Source organism: Pseudomonas sp. 18-147, from assembly GCF_051048045.1.
GTDB lineage: Bacteria > Pseudomonadota > Gammaproteobacteria > Pseudomonadales > Pseudomonadaceae > Pseudomonas > Pseudomonas aeruginosa.
The window spans coordinates 1,814,901-1,828,315 of sequence record NZ_CP182296.1 but is presented as its reverse complement, the minus strand read 5'-3'; the positions used below and the strand labels follow the sequence as shown (position 1 = coordinate 1,828,315).

Here is a 13,415-nt window from a genome sequence, read left to right as displayed (position 1 = left end):
ATCGAGAAAATTTTTCGCCGGCGGGATCCACGGCTCGAAAATGCGCTTCCCGGCCCCTGCCGGAACAAGCGCGCGGGGCGACTGCCCGGCCCGTGGTCGAGGCTCTCGGAAGCGATCGCGCCGCTCAGTACAGCAGCGTCACTCCCGCCAGGCCCAGGCTGCGCACTCCCAGCTCATCGCTGATCGACTGCAACGAGGCCTCCAGGTCGGCGACCCGGAATACGCCGCTGACCCGCCGCTGCGCCAACGCACCGGGAGCCACCAGCAAATGCCCCGGCCGGTAGCGATTGAGCCGCGCCACCACCTCGCCCAGCGGCTGCTCGTCGAAGACCAGCAGGCCGCGCCGCCAACTGGTCAGGTCGTCGAGGCGACCGCCCAGCGGCGCCTCGACGCCGCCCTCCGCGCTGTAGCGCAGGCTCTCGCCCTCGCCCAGCTCGCGGCGCCCGACGGTCCCCGTGCGCGGATGCGCCAGGGCCACCGCGACGCGGTGTTCGAGCACCCCGACCTGGACGCTGCCGTCGTCGTTGCGGCTGACCAGGAACCGAGTGCCCAGCGCACGAGTGCTGCCGCCGGCGCTTTCCACCACGAAGGGCCGGGTCTCCCGGCCCGCGCGGGGGGCGGCGCGGAAGATCGCGCTGCCTTCGAGCAGGCGCACCCGTCGCTCGCGGCTGTCGTAGGCGACATCGATGGCGCTCTGTGCGTCCAGTTCGACCTCGCTGCCATCCACCAGCCGCAGGATGCGCACCTCGCCCTTGCCGGTGGCGTGGTCGGCCAGCCAGCTCACGCCGGCGTCGCGTTCGTTCCAGGCGCTGCCCAGGGCCAGCAGCACCGCCGCCGCCGCGGCCCAGCCGCGCCAGCCCTTGCGCCGCCCCCCGGCGCGGCGCGGCGCGCTGGCGACCGGCGTCTGAACCATCGTCCGCGGTTCGGCCAGCGATCCCAGCTGTTTCCAGGTCCGTTGCGCCAGCGCCAGCGCGGCCGGGTGCCGGGGGTCGGCCGCCAGCCAGCCGTCCAGCGCTTCGCGCCGGGACCGGTCGAGGTCGCCGCCGTCCAGGCGGATCGCCCATTCGGCGGCCTGCTGGCGGATCTGCTGTTGTTCCTGGGGGCTGTTCACGTGCGGCTCTCGTTGGTCGTTATAGAGGTTCAGACGCGCGAACCGGCAAGACTCGGTAATCCATTCAGCGGGAATCCTCGAGTGCCTGCATCACATGGGCCAGGGCGCGGGCCAGGTGCTTCTGCACCGAGCTATCGGAGATTTCCAGGCGTCTCGCCACCTCGGCATGGGTCAGCCCCTCCAGACGGTTGAGACGGAAGATCTCACGGGTGCGCGGCGGCAGTTCGGCGACTATCTCGCGCAGGCGGGCAAGCGCATCGGCATCCACCGCGGACTCCTCGGGGCCGGGCTGGTCGGCGACGAACCCGGCGAGGTCGTCGTTGGGCCGGGTCTCGGTGCGCCGCCGCCGTTCCTGCCGGTAATGGTCGATGGTGAGGTTGTGCGCGGTGCGGTAGAGATAGGCGTCGACATGCTCGATCGGCTCCTTGTGCCGCTGCTCGGCCAGGCGCAGGAAGCTTTCCTGCGCCAGGTCCGCCGCCAGGTGTGGATCACGGGTCTTGCGCAACAGATACGACTGCAACTGCCGGGCATGCCTGAGAAACAGTGCCTTGAGATCCTGCTCCGCCAACGGCGCATCCACCCACGTCCTTTCAGAAGGGCAGCAGCATATTTTTTATGATAATGATTTTCAATCGTATTCTTGTGAGATGCCGGGCTCAGCCGAACACCGAGCCGCCGCCGAGGTAGGCCAGGCCCGCGCCAAAGGCCGCCAGCGCCAGCGGCGGGCGCATCGGCGCGTCGTTGATGGCGAAGGCCAGTTGCGCCAGCGGAAACAGCAGCAGGCAGAGCAATGCGCAGGGGATCGAACGGCGACCGCCGCTGGCCACGGACCAGACGTAGCCGATGAGCAGAAGGGCGAAACCGAAGTCTTGCATGCCGGGCATCCTTGCGGGGCGGAAGGTATGCGCCGCGCAACGGGCGGCAGGCGCGCAACCTTAGCAGAAGCGCGGGAGCCGAGGAAAACCCGGCGCGGCCCGTGCCGCGCCGGGTTCGCTCAATTGCCGCTGCAGCCGCTGCCCCAGGCCTTGTACTCGACGGTATGCCGCTCGCCCTGCGAGTCCTCGTAGACCAGGCGCGCCGGGACGATCCCACAGGCGCTCCACAGGTCGGTCTTGTAGATCACCCGGGCGATGTCCAGGCGCCCTTCCACGTAGTGCTGGCGGAGCGATTTCGAGTCCGGGTTGGGTCCGTAGGGCTGCTGCTGCGCCTGGGCCAGCGGCGCCAGGCCGAGCAGCGCGACAAGTGCCAACGGGATCACTCTCATGAGGATGTCTCCTTGGTAGAACGTTCAGCCTGAAACTACGCTGCGGAGACTGTCAGGCTCATGAGCCCGGCGTGACATTTCTGTCAGACGACGACCGCCCTGGCAATGCGCCGGCAATCCTGGCGCTATCCACGGACGGCAAGACGCCATATACTGTATGGATAACCAGTCAAAGCAACCTTGCGACTCAGAAGGCACAGAGGTGATGAATGGCCGTCGAAGTGGTGTACCGCAGCAGCCGGGATCAGGAGCGTTTGTTCATGGACAAGGCTGAAGCCGATCGTTACGACAAGATGCTGGAGCTGGCGGAAACGCTGGCCGAGGTGCTGCAGAAGGCGGTGCCGTCGCTGAAGGAGGAACAAGTGGAAGAACTCGGCATCTTCATGGCGAAGAACCGCGACGCCTTCGCCCGCGCCTTCAAGAACCAGCCGGACGCCCTCAACGAACTGTTCGAGGAAAACGCCGCGGACGAATGAGCCGCCGCTGCAAGCAAAGCGCAAGGAGCCGAAACATGCCGCGACAACTTGCCGGCCTGCTGTGCGTCCTCCTCGGCCTCGCCGGTGCCCCTACCCTCGCCTGCCCGTTCCGGGCCACGGACGCCGAGACACCGGCAGCCTCTGCCGGCGCCGCGCAGGTCCTGGCCCTGGGCGGCGCCGGCAGGCTGCAACTCGACCTGCAACGGGCCCCCGCCACCCTGCTGCACAGCGGCGACCTGCTGATCGCCCGTTACGCCGAGGGTCACTACCTCGCCCACCGCCTGCTCGAAGGCAACGAGATGGGCGCGGACGAGGGCGAACGGCTCGACCTCCCGCGACAGGTTCGCCTGCTGTTCGGAGCCCTGCCGCTGGACGGCCTGCCCGACGCCGAGCGCGAGCGTCTCCAGGCGCAGCGCCAGGCCCTCGGCCTGTGCGACCGGCGCGCCAGCGCCAGCCGCTACCGCGTGGCCGGCACCGAGGTCTATCGCCTGCGCGGCAGCCAGGCCGGCAAGCCCTACCACGCGCTCTACCTGCTCGACGGTCCCCAGGTGCACTACCTCGACAGCTCCGGCAGCGACGCCTTCGTCGAACAACTGCTCGCCAGCCTGCGACGCCGCTGAGTCCGCGCGGCGCTTGTCCGACCCCCATCGACCAGGAAGGCCCCATGCCCGCTCTCCCCGCCTCCCCCGTCCGCTCCCGACGCTGGCGCCTGGACCGGCGCAGCCTGCTGCTGGCACTGCTGCTGTTCGGCCTGCTGGTCCTGCTCGCCACCCTGGGCCGGCATTGGGGCTGGATACGCAGCTTCGGCGGCGACCTGCTGGCGGTGGTCTGGCTCTACTACCTGATGGGCAGCGCGCTCAGGGCGCCGGCCGCCTGGCTGGCATCCGCCGCCTTTGCCGTCGGCGCGCTGCTGGAACTGGGCCAGTACCTGGCGGCGCAACTGCATTGGCAATTTTCCAGTCCCGTGCTGCGCATCGTTCTCGGTAGCACCGCCGACGGCTTCGACCTGCTCGCCTATGCCCTCGGCGCGCTGCTGGCATGGTGGCTGGAGCGCCGGCGCTGATCAGCCGTCGGGCTGCTCCAGGGCGTTCACCAGTACCTTGAGGAAACGCGCCGCCTCGCCACCGGTGGCGGCGCGGTGATCGAAGCTCAGCGAGAGCGGCAGGATCGGGTGGATCGCCATCTCGCCGCGCCAGGCCACTACTTCGTCGCGGATGCCGCCGGCGCCGAGGATGGCCACCTGCGGCGGCACCACCACGGGGTTGGCGTAGCGGCCGAACAGGGTGCCGAAGTTGGATAGGGTCAGGGTCGCGCCGAGCATTTCCGCCGGCGGGATCGAGCGTGCCTGGACGTCTTCGCGCAGGCGCCGCATACCGGCGCGCAGGTCCTCCGCCGAACGCGCACCGACGTCGCGCAGCACCGGCACGAACAGGCCGTCCGGGGTGTCCACGGCGATCCCCAGGTCGAGCCGCTCATGCAGTTTCAGCGACAACGAGGCGCCATCGAACCAGGCGTTGAGGGTCGGCTCGGCGCGACAGGCCTCGGCCAGCGCCTGGGCCAGGCGGATCAACGGGTCGCGTGCGGTCTTCCAGCGATGCAGGTCGGCGTCGCCGTAGATCGTCACCGGCACCACCTCGGCATGCGAGCGCGCCATGTTCAGCGCCATGCTCCGCCGTACCCCGCGCAAGCGCTCGCCGCCGAAGCGTTCGCGGGCGCCCTGGGCGGCGGCCTCGACGTCGGCGCGGGTGATCAGGCCATCCGGGCCGGAGCCGCTCAGGCCGGCCAGTTCGACGCCCTGCTGGCGGGCGAACTGGCGCACCGCCGGGGTCGCGCGCGGTGCCAGGTGTTCGCGGGTGGACGGTGCGGCGCCGATGAAGAAACGGTCCTCCAGGGCGCTACCGCCGCCCTCCAGGCGCCCCACCACGGTACCGGCGTCCGCCTCCTCGCCCTCGAAGCCCACCAGCGGTTCGCCGACGTGGAGGATGTCGCCCTCGGCGCCGAACAGCTTGCCCACCACCCCATCGTAGGGCGCAGGGATGTCCACCAGCGCCTTGGCGGTTTCCACCGAGACCAGGCGCTGGTCGGCGCGCACGCTGTCGCCGGCCTTGACGTGCCATTCGACGATTTCCGCTTCCTGCAGGCCCTCGCCCAGGTCGGGCAGCTTGAAGTGCTTCATGGTCGTCTCCCCTTGGCTCAGGCGTAGCCGAGCACGGTGTCGCAGGCCGCCAGAATGTCCTCCACGGCGGGCATGTACAGCGCTTCCAGGCGGTACAGCGGCGGCGGGATATCGGCCGCGGCGACCCGCTGGATCGGCGCCCGCAGGTCGAACAGGACACGCTCGTAGAGGCTCGCGGCGATTTCCCCGCCGAGGCCGCCACTCTTCGGCGCCTCATGGACGATCACGCAGCGACCGGTCTTGCGCACCGAGGCTTCGAGGGTGTCGAGGTCGAGCGGCTTGAGGCAGGCGACGTCGATCACTTCGGCCTCGATGCCGCGCTGCGCCAGGCGCTCGGCGGCCTGCTGGGTCTCGTGGACGCTGGCGCCCCAGCTGACCAGGGTCAGGTCGCCGCCTTCGCGAAGGGTGAAGCAACTGTCCAGCGGCAGGCGCCGGGCGTCGTCCGCCAGCGGCTGCGGGTTCATCCGGTAGAGCCGGGTCGGCTCGAGGAAGATCACCGGATCGGGATCGTCGATCGCCGCCAGGAGCAGGCCGTAGGCCCGCGCCGGCGACGACGGCACCAGCACGCGGACGCCGGGGATGTGCGCGAACATCGCCTCGGTCGCCTCGCTGTGGTGCTCCGGCGCACGGATCCCCGCGCCCATCGGCGTGCGCAGCACCAACGGGCAGGCCAGGCGGCCGCGGGTGCGATTGCGCAGGCGGCTGGCATGGGACACCAGTTGCTCCATGGCGGCGTAGATGAAGCCCATGAACTGGATCTCCATCACCGGCTTCAGGCCCTGGGCGGCCATGCCGATGGACAGCCCGGCGATCATGTTCTCCGCCAGCGGCGTATCCAGCACCCGCTTGAAGCCGAAGCGCTCGCGCAGGCCGAGGGTGGCGCGAAACACCCCGCCGTTGACCCCGACGTCTTCGCCCAGCACCACCACCGTCTCGTCCTCGGCCATGGCCCGGTGCAACGCCAGGTTGACCGCCTCCAGAAGGGCCAGGCGTTTCGCTTCGCCGTTGCGCTCATTCATGTTCGGCCCCTCCCTGCCGCCGCGCGGCGCGCTCCAGCAATTGCTCGCGCTGCTCCTCCAGGACCGCCGGCCAGCGCGCGTAGACATGCTCGAACAGTGCCTGCGGCGCCTGCGCGGCGAACGTCTCGAAACGCTCCACCGCCTCCTGCACCCGCGCCTGGCACTCGCCCACCAGCGCCTGCTCGCGCTCCTCGTCCCACTGGCCGCGGCCGGCGAGGAAGGCGCGCAGGCGCTTGATCGGCTCCTCGCGCCAGGCCTGGTTGACCTCCTCGGCGGAACGGTAGCGGCTGGCGTCGTCGGCCGTGGTGTGGTCGCACAGGCGATAGCTGATGCACTCCAGCAGGGTCGGCCCCTTGCCCTGGCGCGCGCGCTCCAGGGCCGCGCGGACGCGTTCGGCGACCGCCAGCACGTCGTTGCCGTCCACCTGTTCGCCGGGGAAGCCGGCACCCACCGCTTTCTCCGCCAGGGTCGGCGCGCCGCACTGGATGCGCCGCGGCACCGAGATCGCCCACTGGTTGTTGTTGACCACGAAGAGCACCGGCAACTGCCAGGCGCCCGCCACGTTCAGCGCCTCGAGGAAATCGCCCTTGCTGGTGGCGCCGTCGCCGCAGGTGGTCACCGCCACCCGGTGTTCGCCGCGGATGCGGAACGCCGAGGCGACCCCGCAGGCATGCAGGGCCTGGGTGGCGATCGGCACGCAGATGGGAAAGTCCTGCGCCGCCAGCGCTTCGGCGTAGTCGCTGCCGCGCTCGTCGCCGCCCCAGTAGAGGAGGATGTCCTCCATGCGCACGCCGCGCATCAATTGCACGGCGGTATCGCGGTAATAAGGCACCAGCACGTCCTCGGCGCGCATCTGGCTGCCGATGGCCACGCCGATGGCTTCCTGGCCGAGGGTTGGCGCATAGGTGCCGATCCGCCCGGTACGCTGGAGGGCCACCGCCTTCTGGTCGAACAGGCGGGTCAGGAGCATCTGCCGGTAGAGGCCGACCAGCGCATCGCTGTCGCCGGCCCAGGCGGGCAACTCGCCGAGGGGCCGACCGTCGCTGTCGAGGTAGCGGGTGAAAGGCGGGTCGATCCGGTTGTGAACCATCGCAAACCTCCTCCGCACGCCGGGTAGGCGTGCCGCTCAGGGTCGCGCCGCGGGTGGCGGCGTGCACGCGCGGCGCGGCGGGGGTGGCCCGCACTGCCGCTGGCGAGGCCCGCTGGCGGCCTCGCCGGAAACGCCGGCCCGTCACTGCGGGCCGTAGAGAATCCGTTCCGCCAGACGGTCGGCGATCCGCGCCGGCGACTGGTGGTCGGCCTGGGCATGGGCATAGATCTCGGTGAGCCGCGCGGGAATCCGCGCCAGGTGCGCGGTGATGCTGTGCGGGTCGGCGCCGCGGTGCTTGAGGGCGACGTAGATCAGGCCGCCGGAGTTGATCACGTAGTCCGGCGCATAGAGGATGCCGCGCGCCTCCAGCTCGTCGGCGACCTCCGGCCGCTCCAACTGGTTGTTCGCCGCCCCGGCCACCGCCGCGCAGCGCAACTGGCTGACGCTCTGGCTGGTGAGCACGCCGCCCAGGCCGCAGGGCGCGAGGATGTCGCAAGGGGTGGAGAGCAATGCCTCCGGCGCCAGCGGATGGGCACCGAGCTGCTCGACGGCCAGTTGCACCCGGCCGGGATCGAGGTCGCAGACCAGCAGCTCGGCGCCGACCGCCGCCAGTTGCTCGGCCAATGCGTAGCCGACGTGGCCGAGCCCCTGCACCGCGACCCGCAGGCCTTCCAGGTCGTCGCTGCCGAGGCGCGCCTGGGCGCTGGCGCGAATCCCGGCGAACACGCCGAGGGCGGTATGCGGCGAGGGGTCGCCGGCCTGGGTGGTGCTGGTGACGTGGCGGGTCTGCTGGGCGATGCAGTCCATGTCGGCGCTGGAGGTACCGCTGTCCACCGCAGTGATGTAGCGTCCGCCGAGGCTTTCGATGAAGCGCCCGAAGGCCTCGAACAGCGCGCCGCGATTGTCCAGGTGCGGCGGGCGGATGATCACCGCCTTGCCGCCGCCCTGCTCCAGCCCGGCCAGGGCCGCCTTGTAGCTCATGCCCTGGGCCAGGCGGATGGCGTCGCCGATGGCGGCTTCGTCGTTGGGGTAAGGCAGGTAGCGACAACCACCCAGCGCCGGGCCGAGTCGCGTGCTGTGGATGGCGATAATGGCCTTGAGTCCCGTGGCCGGGTCTTGGGCGAGGTGGAGACCCTCGAGCCGGGCCGCGTCCATCATGTCGAACATGCTGGGGCTCCCCTGCTTGCTGCTTGTTGTCCGGGCCGGGCCGTTGCCGCCCGGCACCTTCAGTATAGGCAGGCGTCGGCGAAACGCCCGCAAGGCCGACGACCAGGCGGCGGCGCTCGCCGAGCCGGGTACTGGACGAAGCTTCGGCGGACGGTTACAACCTTGGGGTCCGCCCGCTCGAAACCGGCCCCGGCGTGCTCCGAACGGCCCGTCCGCAGCGATCCAGGCGCACCAGGAGGAAAGCCATGGACCCGCGTCAAGCCTGCCTCGATTGTCTCGCCCAGGAACCGCCAGCGCTGTTCGAGGCGGCCCTGTGGATCGCCGCGGAGCACCTCCCGGCGTATTCGCCCGCCCACGCCCTGCGCGAGCTCGACGAACTCGTCCGGCAGATCGGCGCCAGCCTGGACGACCGCGCCTCGGCCAGCGAGCGCGCCCAGGGGTTGCTGCGGCGAATGAGCGAACAGGGTTTCTGCGAAGACGACGACTTCCCCCTGCAACCGCGCTCGGCCCTGCTCCCGCTGGTGCTGCAGCGGCGCCAGGGACAGCCGTTGTCGCTGGCGCTGGTGGCCATGGAACTGGCGCGGCGGCTGGACATTCCGCTGGTCGGAGTGAACTTCCCGGGACGCTTCCTGCTGCGCGTGCCGCAGGCCGACCATCTGCTCGACCCGGCCACCGGGCGACGCCTCTATACCCCCGACTGCCGCGAACTGCTGCTGCGCCTGCAAGGGCCGAAGAGCGAACTGCAAGCCGCCTACCTGAAGCAGGCCTCTCCCGGGGAAATCCTCCAGCGTCTGTCGCGCAACCTGCGACAACTGCACAGCGCCGCCGGCGAGCCGCTAGCCGCGCTGAAGGATGCCCAGCGGGTGATCGAACTCGGCCCGGTGGGCGCCGCCGACCACGAGGCCCGCGCCGGCCTCTATCGGCAACTGGATTGCCCGCAGGCGGAACGCTACGACCTGGAACGCGCGCTCTTGCTCAGCGACGATCCCACCGAGCAACTGCGCCTCGGCCAGCGCCTGGGCGAACTCGCCCCGCCGACCAGCCGCGCCCTGCACTGAGGCCGCTCAGGCGAGCAGGCCGAGGGCCTTGGCCCGCGCCACCGCCTGGGTCCGACGGGCCACCCCGAGCTTGCCGTTGATCCGCCGGGCGTGGGTCTTCACCGTGTGCAGGGAAATGAACAGTTGCTCGCCGATCTCCTGGTTGGAGCAGCCCTGGGCGATCAGGCCGAGCACCGCCAGCTCCCGACAACTGAGCGGACTGAGCCCCTCCTCTTCTTCCCCCGGCAGGGCGGCGAACAGTTGCGGCTGGCGATCCCGCAGTCGCCGCTGCGGCAGTTGCAGGCCTAGCCGCTCCGCCAGCTCCAGGCCGCTGCGCAGGGTCTGCTGGGCCTGGGGCAATTGTCCGGAGAGGAACTGGCACTCGGCGATACCCATGCGCACTTCGCAAAGCAGCGTCTGCCGCCCCTGCGCCTCGAGAATGGCGAGCAGCCCGCGCAGCCGCGCTTCGGCGGCGGCTGCCTCGCCGCTGTAGAGTTCGGCCAGTGCCAATTGGTGCTCTACCCGCGCTTCCAGCTCCGGTTCGGAGGGCGGCGACAGGCGCGCCCGTCCCGGCTGGAAGTAGGCGCGGACCCGCAGCAGGATCTCCCGCGCCTGCGCCGGCCTTCCCTGCTGCAGGGTCAGGGCGGAGCTGACCAGCAGCAGCGCGCCGCGATACAGCGGATCGGGGACATGGCGCTGCTGCATCAGCCGCTCGACCTCCAGCAGGCGGTTGAACGCCGCGTCCAGGTCGCCCTGCCCGGCCTCCAGCAAGGCCAGTCCCAGGTAGCCGTAGAGCGCCCAGGGATCGAGATTCTCCCGTGCCTGCTCCAGCCCCAGCCGATACCAGTGCCCGGCCTCGACCTCGCGGCCCTGCTGCAGGCACAGGCGCGCGCGGCGCAGGGCGATCCGGCCGAGCATCGGGCTGCCCTGCTGGCCGAGGTCCTCCAGGTAGCGCTGGGCGCGATCGAGGACGCCTTCCGCGCGCAGCAGTTCGCCGCGCTGCTCCAGCCACTGCGCCCGCTCCAGTTCGATCAGCGCCTCGAAGATCAGGCTGTCGTGCTCGCGCGCCAGGCGCAAGGCATCGCGGCCGATCAACCGCGCCTGGTCCATCCGCCCCTCGATCATCGCCAGTTGCATCAGCGCCGAGCGGCAGATCAGTCCCTGCGACCAGGCGTCCTCCGGCAGTTGCTCCAGCGCCTCGCGCAGGTAGTCGGCGGCGCCGCGCTCGCCGCGGCAGTGCAGGAGGATCCCGAACAAGCCCTGCCATTGCGCCAGCAGCACCCGCTGGCGGGACGCCGAGGGCATCGGCAGGAAGCGCGCCAACTGGCCGATGCAGTCCTCGGCTTCGGCCAGGCGTCCGGCGTAGAGCAGCGTCCAGGCATTCAGGATCACCAGGCGCGGCGTGCTGGCCAGCAGCGCCGCCGGCAGTTCGTCGCGCAGGGCCAGGACCATGCCGATGTTGTGGCCGTGCAGCAATTGCTCCTCGGTGAGCTTCTGCAACAATCCGGCGGCGGTTTCCGGTTCGTCGGCGGCCAGCGCCTGGTCGACCGCCTCGCGGGTCTCGCCGTGTTCGGCGAACCATTCGCAGGCTTCCCGGTGGAAGTCCCGCTGCGGGCGCTGCAGCGCTTCGCGCCAGGCCTCGCGGATCGCCGGTGGCAGGCTGTAGCGCTGGTTCGCATCGGCCAGCAGGGGGAAGCCCCGCGCCAACAGGTCGTCCAGCCCGTGGGGCAGCTCCTCGAACAGCCGGCGGAACAGCTCCGGACCGACTTGCGGCAGCCAGGCCAGGGCACGCGCGGCGTCGGCCAGCGGCGGCGGCAGCTCGTCGAGCAACTCGTGCTGGAGGTATTCCTGCAACAACGGTCCGGCCGTCTCTTCGCCGACCAGCAGGCGCAAGCGCAACGCGGCGCACCAACCGCCGCTGCGTTCCAGCAGTGTCCCGGACGTAGCGGCATCGGCGCTGCGCCCGTGCAGGCGGAGCAGTTCGGCGACCTCGTCGGCATCGAACGCCAGCAGGCCGCCGTCGACCTCCAGCAACTCCCCTTCCAGCAGCAACCGCGCCAGGTTGCACTGCGGCCGCCGCCGGCTCGCCAGCCACCAGCCCACCCGTGGCGAGGCCGCGCTCAACAGGCGATCGAGGCAGGCGTCGAGGGCGGGGTCGGGGTGCCGTGGGTAATCGTCGAGCAGCAGCCACAGCGCGGAAGCGTTGCGCAGCCGCCGGCACAGCTGCGCTTCGTCGCTGTCCTCGGCCAAGCCGAGAGCGCCGGCCAGGCGGCGGCGGAAGGTCGCGGGGTCCAGCGCTTCCCCGCCCAGCGCCAGCCAGACCACCTGCACGCCAGGCGGCGCCCGCCGCGCGCATTCTCCGAGGAGGACGGTCTTGCCGCTGCCGGCGGGCGCGCAGAGCAGTCGCAGGCGGCATTCGCCGCGCAGCAGCGGCTGGTGCAAACGGGGCCGCGGCAGGTGCTGCGGCGGCAGCCGCGGCAAGGCGGCGGGCAGCTCGGTCGGCTCGGTCATGGCAGTGCTCTTGTTCTGTCGAAGCGCCTTGCCGGGAGCCTAGACCGCGCCTGCCCCGCTGCTGAACGATGATTGCGCCGGGTGATGGGCCGTCATAACGCACGAGCGCGTCGGCACAAGCCGACGCGCTCGTCGCGACTGGCCGGGACTCAGCGTACCCCGGCGTTGCGCAGGGCGGCCGGCGTGTAGTCGGCGGACGAGGCCTTGAAGCCGAACTCGTAGCCGCGCTTCTCCTCGTTGTTCATGCCCAGCGCCAGGTAGCGACCGGCGATCACGTCGTAGAGCGCCTCCAGGGTGTAGCCGGCGACCTTCTGGTCGTAGTGGTACTGCGCGTGGCCCTCGCCGACCCGCCAGAGCTGGCCGCGACCGTCGTAGTGGTCGACCAGGGCGATCTGCCAGCTGTCCTCGTCGATGTACATGTGGCGCTTGGCGTAGATGTGCCGCTCGCCCGGCTTCACCGTGCCGACCACTTCCCACACCCGGTGCAGCTCGTAGCGGGTCAGGTCCTGGTTGATGTGCCCGGCCTTGATGATGTCGCCGTACTTCAGGGTCGGGTCGTTGAGCTTGTAGGCGTTGTAGGGGATGTACATCTCGCGCTTGCCGACCAGCTTCCAGTCGTAGCGGTCCGGGGCGCCGGAGAACATGTCGAAGTTATCCGAGGTGCGCAGGCCGTCGGCGGCGGTGCCCGGGCCATCGTAGGCCACCTGCGGGGCGCGCCGCACGCGGCGCTGGCCGGCGTTGTAGACCCAGGCCAGGCGCGGCTCCTTGACCTGGTCGAGGGTCTCGTGGACCAGCAGCACGTTGCCCGCCAGGCGCGCCGGCGCGGTCACCTGCTGCTTGAAGAAGGTGAGGATGTTGGCCGCCTTGCTCTGGTCGAGGTCGGGCATGTTCTGCGGGAATGCCACCGACTCCTCGAAGCGGATCGGCGTGAAGCTGCCGTTGGTCTGCGGGGTGGCCTGGACGATGGTGCGCTTGAGGTTGCCGCCGCGGTAGCGGGTGATGTGGTTCCAGAGCACTTCGACACCGTTCTTCGGGATCGGGAAGGCGTAGTAGCGGCTCTTCTCGAAATTCGACAGGCCGTTGCCGTCGTTGATCGGCTGCACGTTCAGCGCGCTCTGTTTGACCGCCTCGTCGATCTCGGCCGGCAGGGCCACCGTGCGATGGGTCTTGTACACCGGGATCCGGTAGGTTTCCGGGTAGCGCTTGAACATCGCCAACTGGCCGTCGGAGAGCTTGTCCTTGTATTGCTCGACGTTCTGCGCGGTGATGGTGAACAGCGGCTTCTCGTCGGCAAAGGGATCGGAAAGGAAGCCCTTGCCATCGACCTTGCCGGCGCTGGCCGCGAGGCCGCCGGTCCAGGCCGGGATGCTGCCGTCGGCGTTGCCTTCCTTCTGCGCGCCGATGGGGGTCAGGCTGCTGCCGAGCTTGGCGGCCTCGTCGGGCGAAACCGCCGCCGTCACCGAACCGGCCAGCAGGCTGAGGGCCAGCGCCCCGGAGGACAGGAGTCGTGCTGTTTTCATGCGTCGTTATCCTTGTTCGTATCCGCGAAAGCGGCCGCCCCGAG

14 protein-coding genes are annotated in these 13,415 nt (G+C 70.4%); 4 read left to right on the top strand and 10 right to left on the bottom strand.

The genetic code is table 11. The features are described 5' to 3' along the window. Positions 1-124: 124 nt before the first annotated feature. The 4 genes from ACM0M4_RS08835 to ACM0M4_RS08820 form a co-directional block, all read right to left on the bottom strand. Positions 125-1,111 (bottom strand): FecR family protein, encoded by a 987-nt coding sequence (locus ACM0M4_RS08835; protein WP_003138216.1) that lies wholly within the window; start codon positions 1,109-1,111, stop codon positions 125-127. Positions 1,112-1,175: 64 nt separating this feature from the next. Next, a complete protein-coding gene (locus ACM0M4_RS08830) occupies positions 1,176-1,691 on the bottom strand; it encodes an RNA polymerase sigma factor (protein ID WP_003107536.1) in 516 nt (171 codons plus the stop codon). Positions 1,692-1,767: 76 nt separating this feature from the next. Beyond that, positions 1,768-1,986 carry a hypothetical protein gene (locus tag ACM0M4_RS08825; RefSeq protein WP_054376112.1) on the bottom strand — a complete coding sequence of 73 codons (219 nt, stop codon included), beginning with the start codon at positions 1,984-1,986 and terminating at the stop codon, positions 1,768-1,770. A gap of 119 nt (positions 1,987-2,105) precedes the next feature. Next, entirely contained in the window at positions 2,106-2,375 is a 270-nt protein-coding gene (locus tag ACM0M4_RS08820; RefSeq protein ID WP_003091850.1) for a DUF2790 domain-containing protein, read from the bottom strand. Between the two features lie 209 nt (positions 2,376-2,584). Here ACM0M4_RS08820 and ACM0M4_RS08815 point away from each other — a divergent pair, with 209 nt between their 5' ends. From ACM0M4_RS08815 to ACM0M4_RS08805, 3 genes are read left to right on the top strand one after another with little or no spacing between them, the layout of a single operon-like run. Beyond that, complete coding sequence (locus tag ACM0M4_RS08815) at positions 2,585-2,851, top strand: YebG family protein (RefSeq protein ID WP_003091854.1); 267 nt, start codon at positions 2,585-2,587, stop codon at positions 2,849-2,851. A 35-nt stretch (positions 2,852-2,886) separates the two neighbouring features. Then, entirely contained in the window at positions 2,887-3,471 is a 585-nt protein-coding gene (locus ACM0M4_RS08810) for a hypothetical protein (RefSeq protein WP_054376111.1), read from the top strand. A 44-nt stretch (positions 3,472-3,515) separates the two neighbouring features. Continuing rightward, entirely contained in the window at positions 3,516-3,914 is a 399-nt protein-coding gene (locus ACM0M4_RS08805; RefSeq protein WP_003107529.1) for a DUF2809 domain-containing protein, read from the top strand. Here the strand turns inward: ACM0M4_RS08805 and ACM0M4_RS08800 are convergent, their stop codons facing one another. The 4 genes from ACM0M4_RS08800 to ACM0M4_RS08785 all read right to left on the bottom strand — a co-directional run bounded on the left by ACM0M4_RS08800 (position 3,915) and on the right by ACM0M4_RS08785 (position 8,303). Then, positions 3,915-5,027 carry a dihydrolipoamide acetyltransferase family protein gene (locus ACM0M4_RS08800; RefSeq protein ID WP_003138213.1) on the bottom strand — a complete coding sequence of 371 codons (1,113 nt, stop codon included), beginning with the start codon at positions 5,025-5,027 and terminating at the stop codon, positions 3,915-3,917. A gap of 17 nt (positions 5,028-5,044) precedes the next feature. After that, positions 5,045-6,046: an alpha-ketoacid dehydrogenase subunit beta gene (locus tag ACM0M4_RS08795; protein ID WP_003106981.1), complete on the bottom strand. Its 1,002-nt coding sequence runs from the start codon at positions 6,044-6,046 to the stop codon at positions 5,045-5,047. After that, positions 6,039-7,136, bottom strand: a complete 1,098-nt coding sequence (pdhA, locus tag ACM0M4_RS08790) for a pyruvate dehydrogenase (acetyl-transferring) E1 component subunit alpha (protein ID WP_054376110.1) — start codon at positions 7,134-7,136, stop codon at positions 6,039-6,041. The genes ACM0M4_RS08795 and pdhA overlap by 8 nt, the downstream gene beginning before the upstream one ends. A 141-nt stretch (positions 7,137-7,277) precedes the next feature. After that, positions 7,278-8,303, bottom strand: coding sequence for a Leu/Phe/Val dehydrogenase (locus tag ACM0M4_RS08785; protein ID WP_003091859.1), 1,026 nt, complete (start codon positions 8,301-8,303; stop codon positions 7,278-7,280). 245 nt (positions 8,304-8,548) lie between these two features. Between ACM0M4_RS08785 and ACM0M4_RS08780 the strand changes: the two genes are divergently transcribed. After that, on the top strand, positions 8,549-9,361 hold the full coding sequence (locus ACM0M4_RS08780) for a SirB1 family protein (protein WP_003106976.1): 813 nt from the start codon (positions 8,549-8,551) through the stop codon (positions 9,359-9,361). Positions 9,362-9,367: 6 nt separating this feature from the next. Here the strand turns inward: ACM0M4_RS08780 and ACM0M4_RS08775 are convergent, their stop codons facing one another. Next, on the bottom strand, positions 9,368-11,851 hold the full coding sequence (locus tag ACM0M4_RS08775; RefSeq protein ID WP_054376109.1) for a LuxR C-terminal-related transcriptional regulator: 2,484 nt from the start codon (positions 11,849-11,851) through the stop codon (positions 9,368-9,370). A gap of 149 nt (positions 11,852-12,000) precedes the next feature. Then, positions 12,001-13,371 (bottom strand): DUF1329 domain-containing protein, encoded by a 1,371-nt coding sequence (locus tag ACM0M4_RS08770; RefSeq protein WP_003102338.1) that lies wholly within the window; start codon positions 13,369-13,371, stop codon positions 12,001-12,003. Positions 13,372-13,415 lie beyond the last annotated feature (44 nt).

Coding starts and splice junctions, on each gene's coding strand:
- ACM0M4_RS08800 (WP_003138213.1), bottom strand. CDS start 5,027: ATGAAGCACTTCAAGCTGCCCGACCTGGGCGAGGGCCTGCAGGAAGCG.
- ACM0M4_RS08780 (WP_003106976.1), top strand. CDS start 8,549: ATGGACCCGCGTCAAGCCTGCCTCGATTGTCTCGCCCAGGAACCGCCA.
- ACM0M4_RS08775 (WP_054376109.1), bottom strand. CDS start 11,851: ATGACCGAGCCGACCGAGCTGCCCGCCGCCTTGCCGCGGCTGCCGCCG.
- ACM0M4_RS08805 (WP_003107529.1), top strand. CDS start 3,516: ATGCCCGCTCTCCCCGCCTCCCCCGTCCGCTCCCGACGCTGGCGCCTG.
- ACM0M4_RS08825 (WP_054376112.1), bottom strand. CDS start 1,986: ATGCAAGACTTCGGTTTCGCCCTTCTGCTCATCGGCTACGTCTGGTCC.
- ACM0M4_RS08785 (WP_003091859.1), bottom strand. CDS start 8,303: ATGTTCGACATGATGGACGCGGCCCGGCTCGAGGGTCTCCACCTCGCC.
- ACM0M4_RS08810 (WP_054376111.1), top strand. CDS start 2,887: ATGCCGCGACAACTTGCCGGCCTGCTGTGCGTCCTCCTCGGCCTCGCC.
- pdhA (WP_054376110.1), bottom strand. CDS start 7,136: ATGGTTCACAACCGGATCGACCCGCCTTTCACCCGCTACCTCGACAGC.
- ACM0M4_RS08770 (WP_003102338.1), bottom strand. CDS start 13,371: ATGAAAACAGCACGACTCCTGTCCTCCGGGGCGCTGGCCCTCAGCCTG.
- ACM0M4_RS08815 (WP_003091854.1), top strand. CDS start 2,585: ATGGCCGTCGAAGTGGTGTACCGCAGCAGCCGGGATCAGGAGCGTTTG.
- ACM0M4_RS08795 (WP_003106981.1), bottom strand. CDS start 6,046: ATGAATGAGCGCAACGGCGAAGCGAAACGCCTGGCCCTTCTGGAGGCG.
- ACM0M4_RS08820 (WP_003091850.1), bottom strand. CDS start 2,375: ATGAGAGTGATCCCGTTGGCACTTGTCGCGCTGCTCGGCCTGGCGCCG.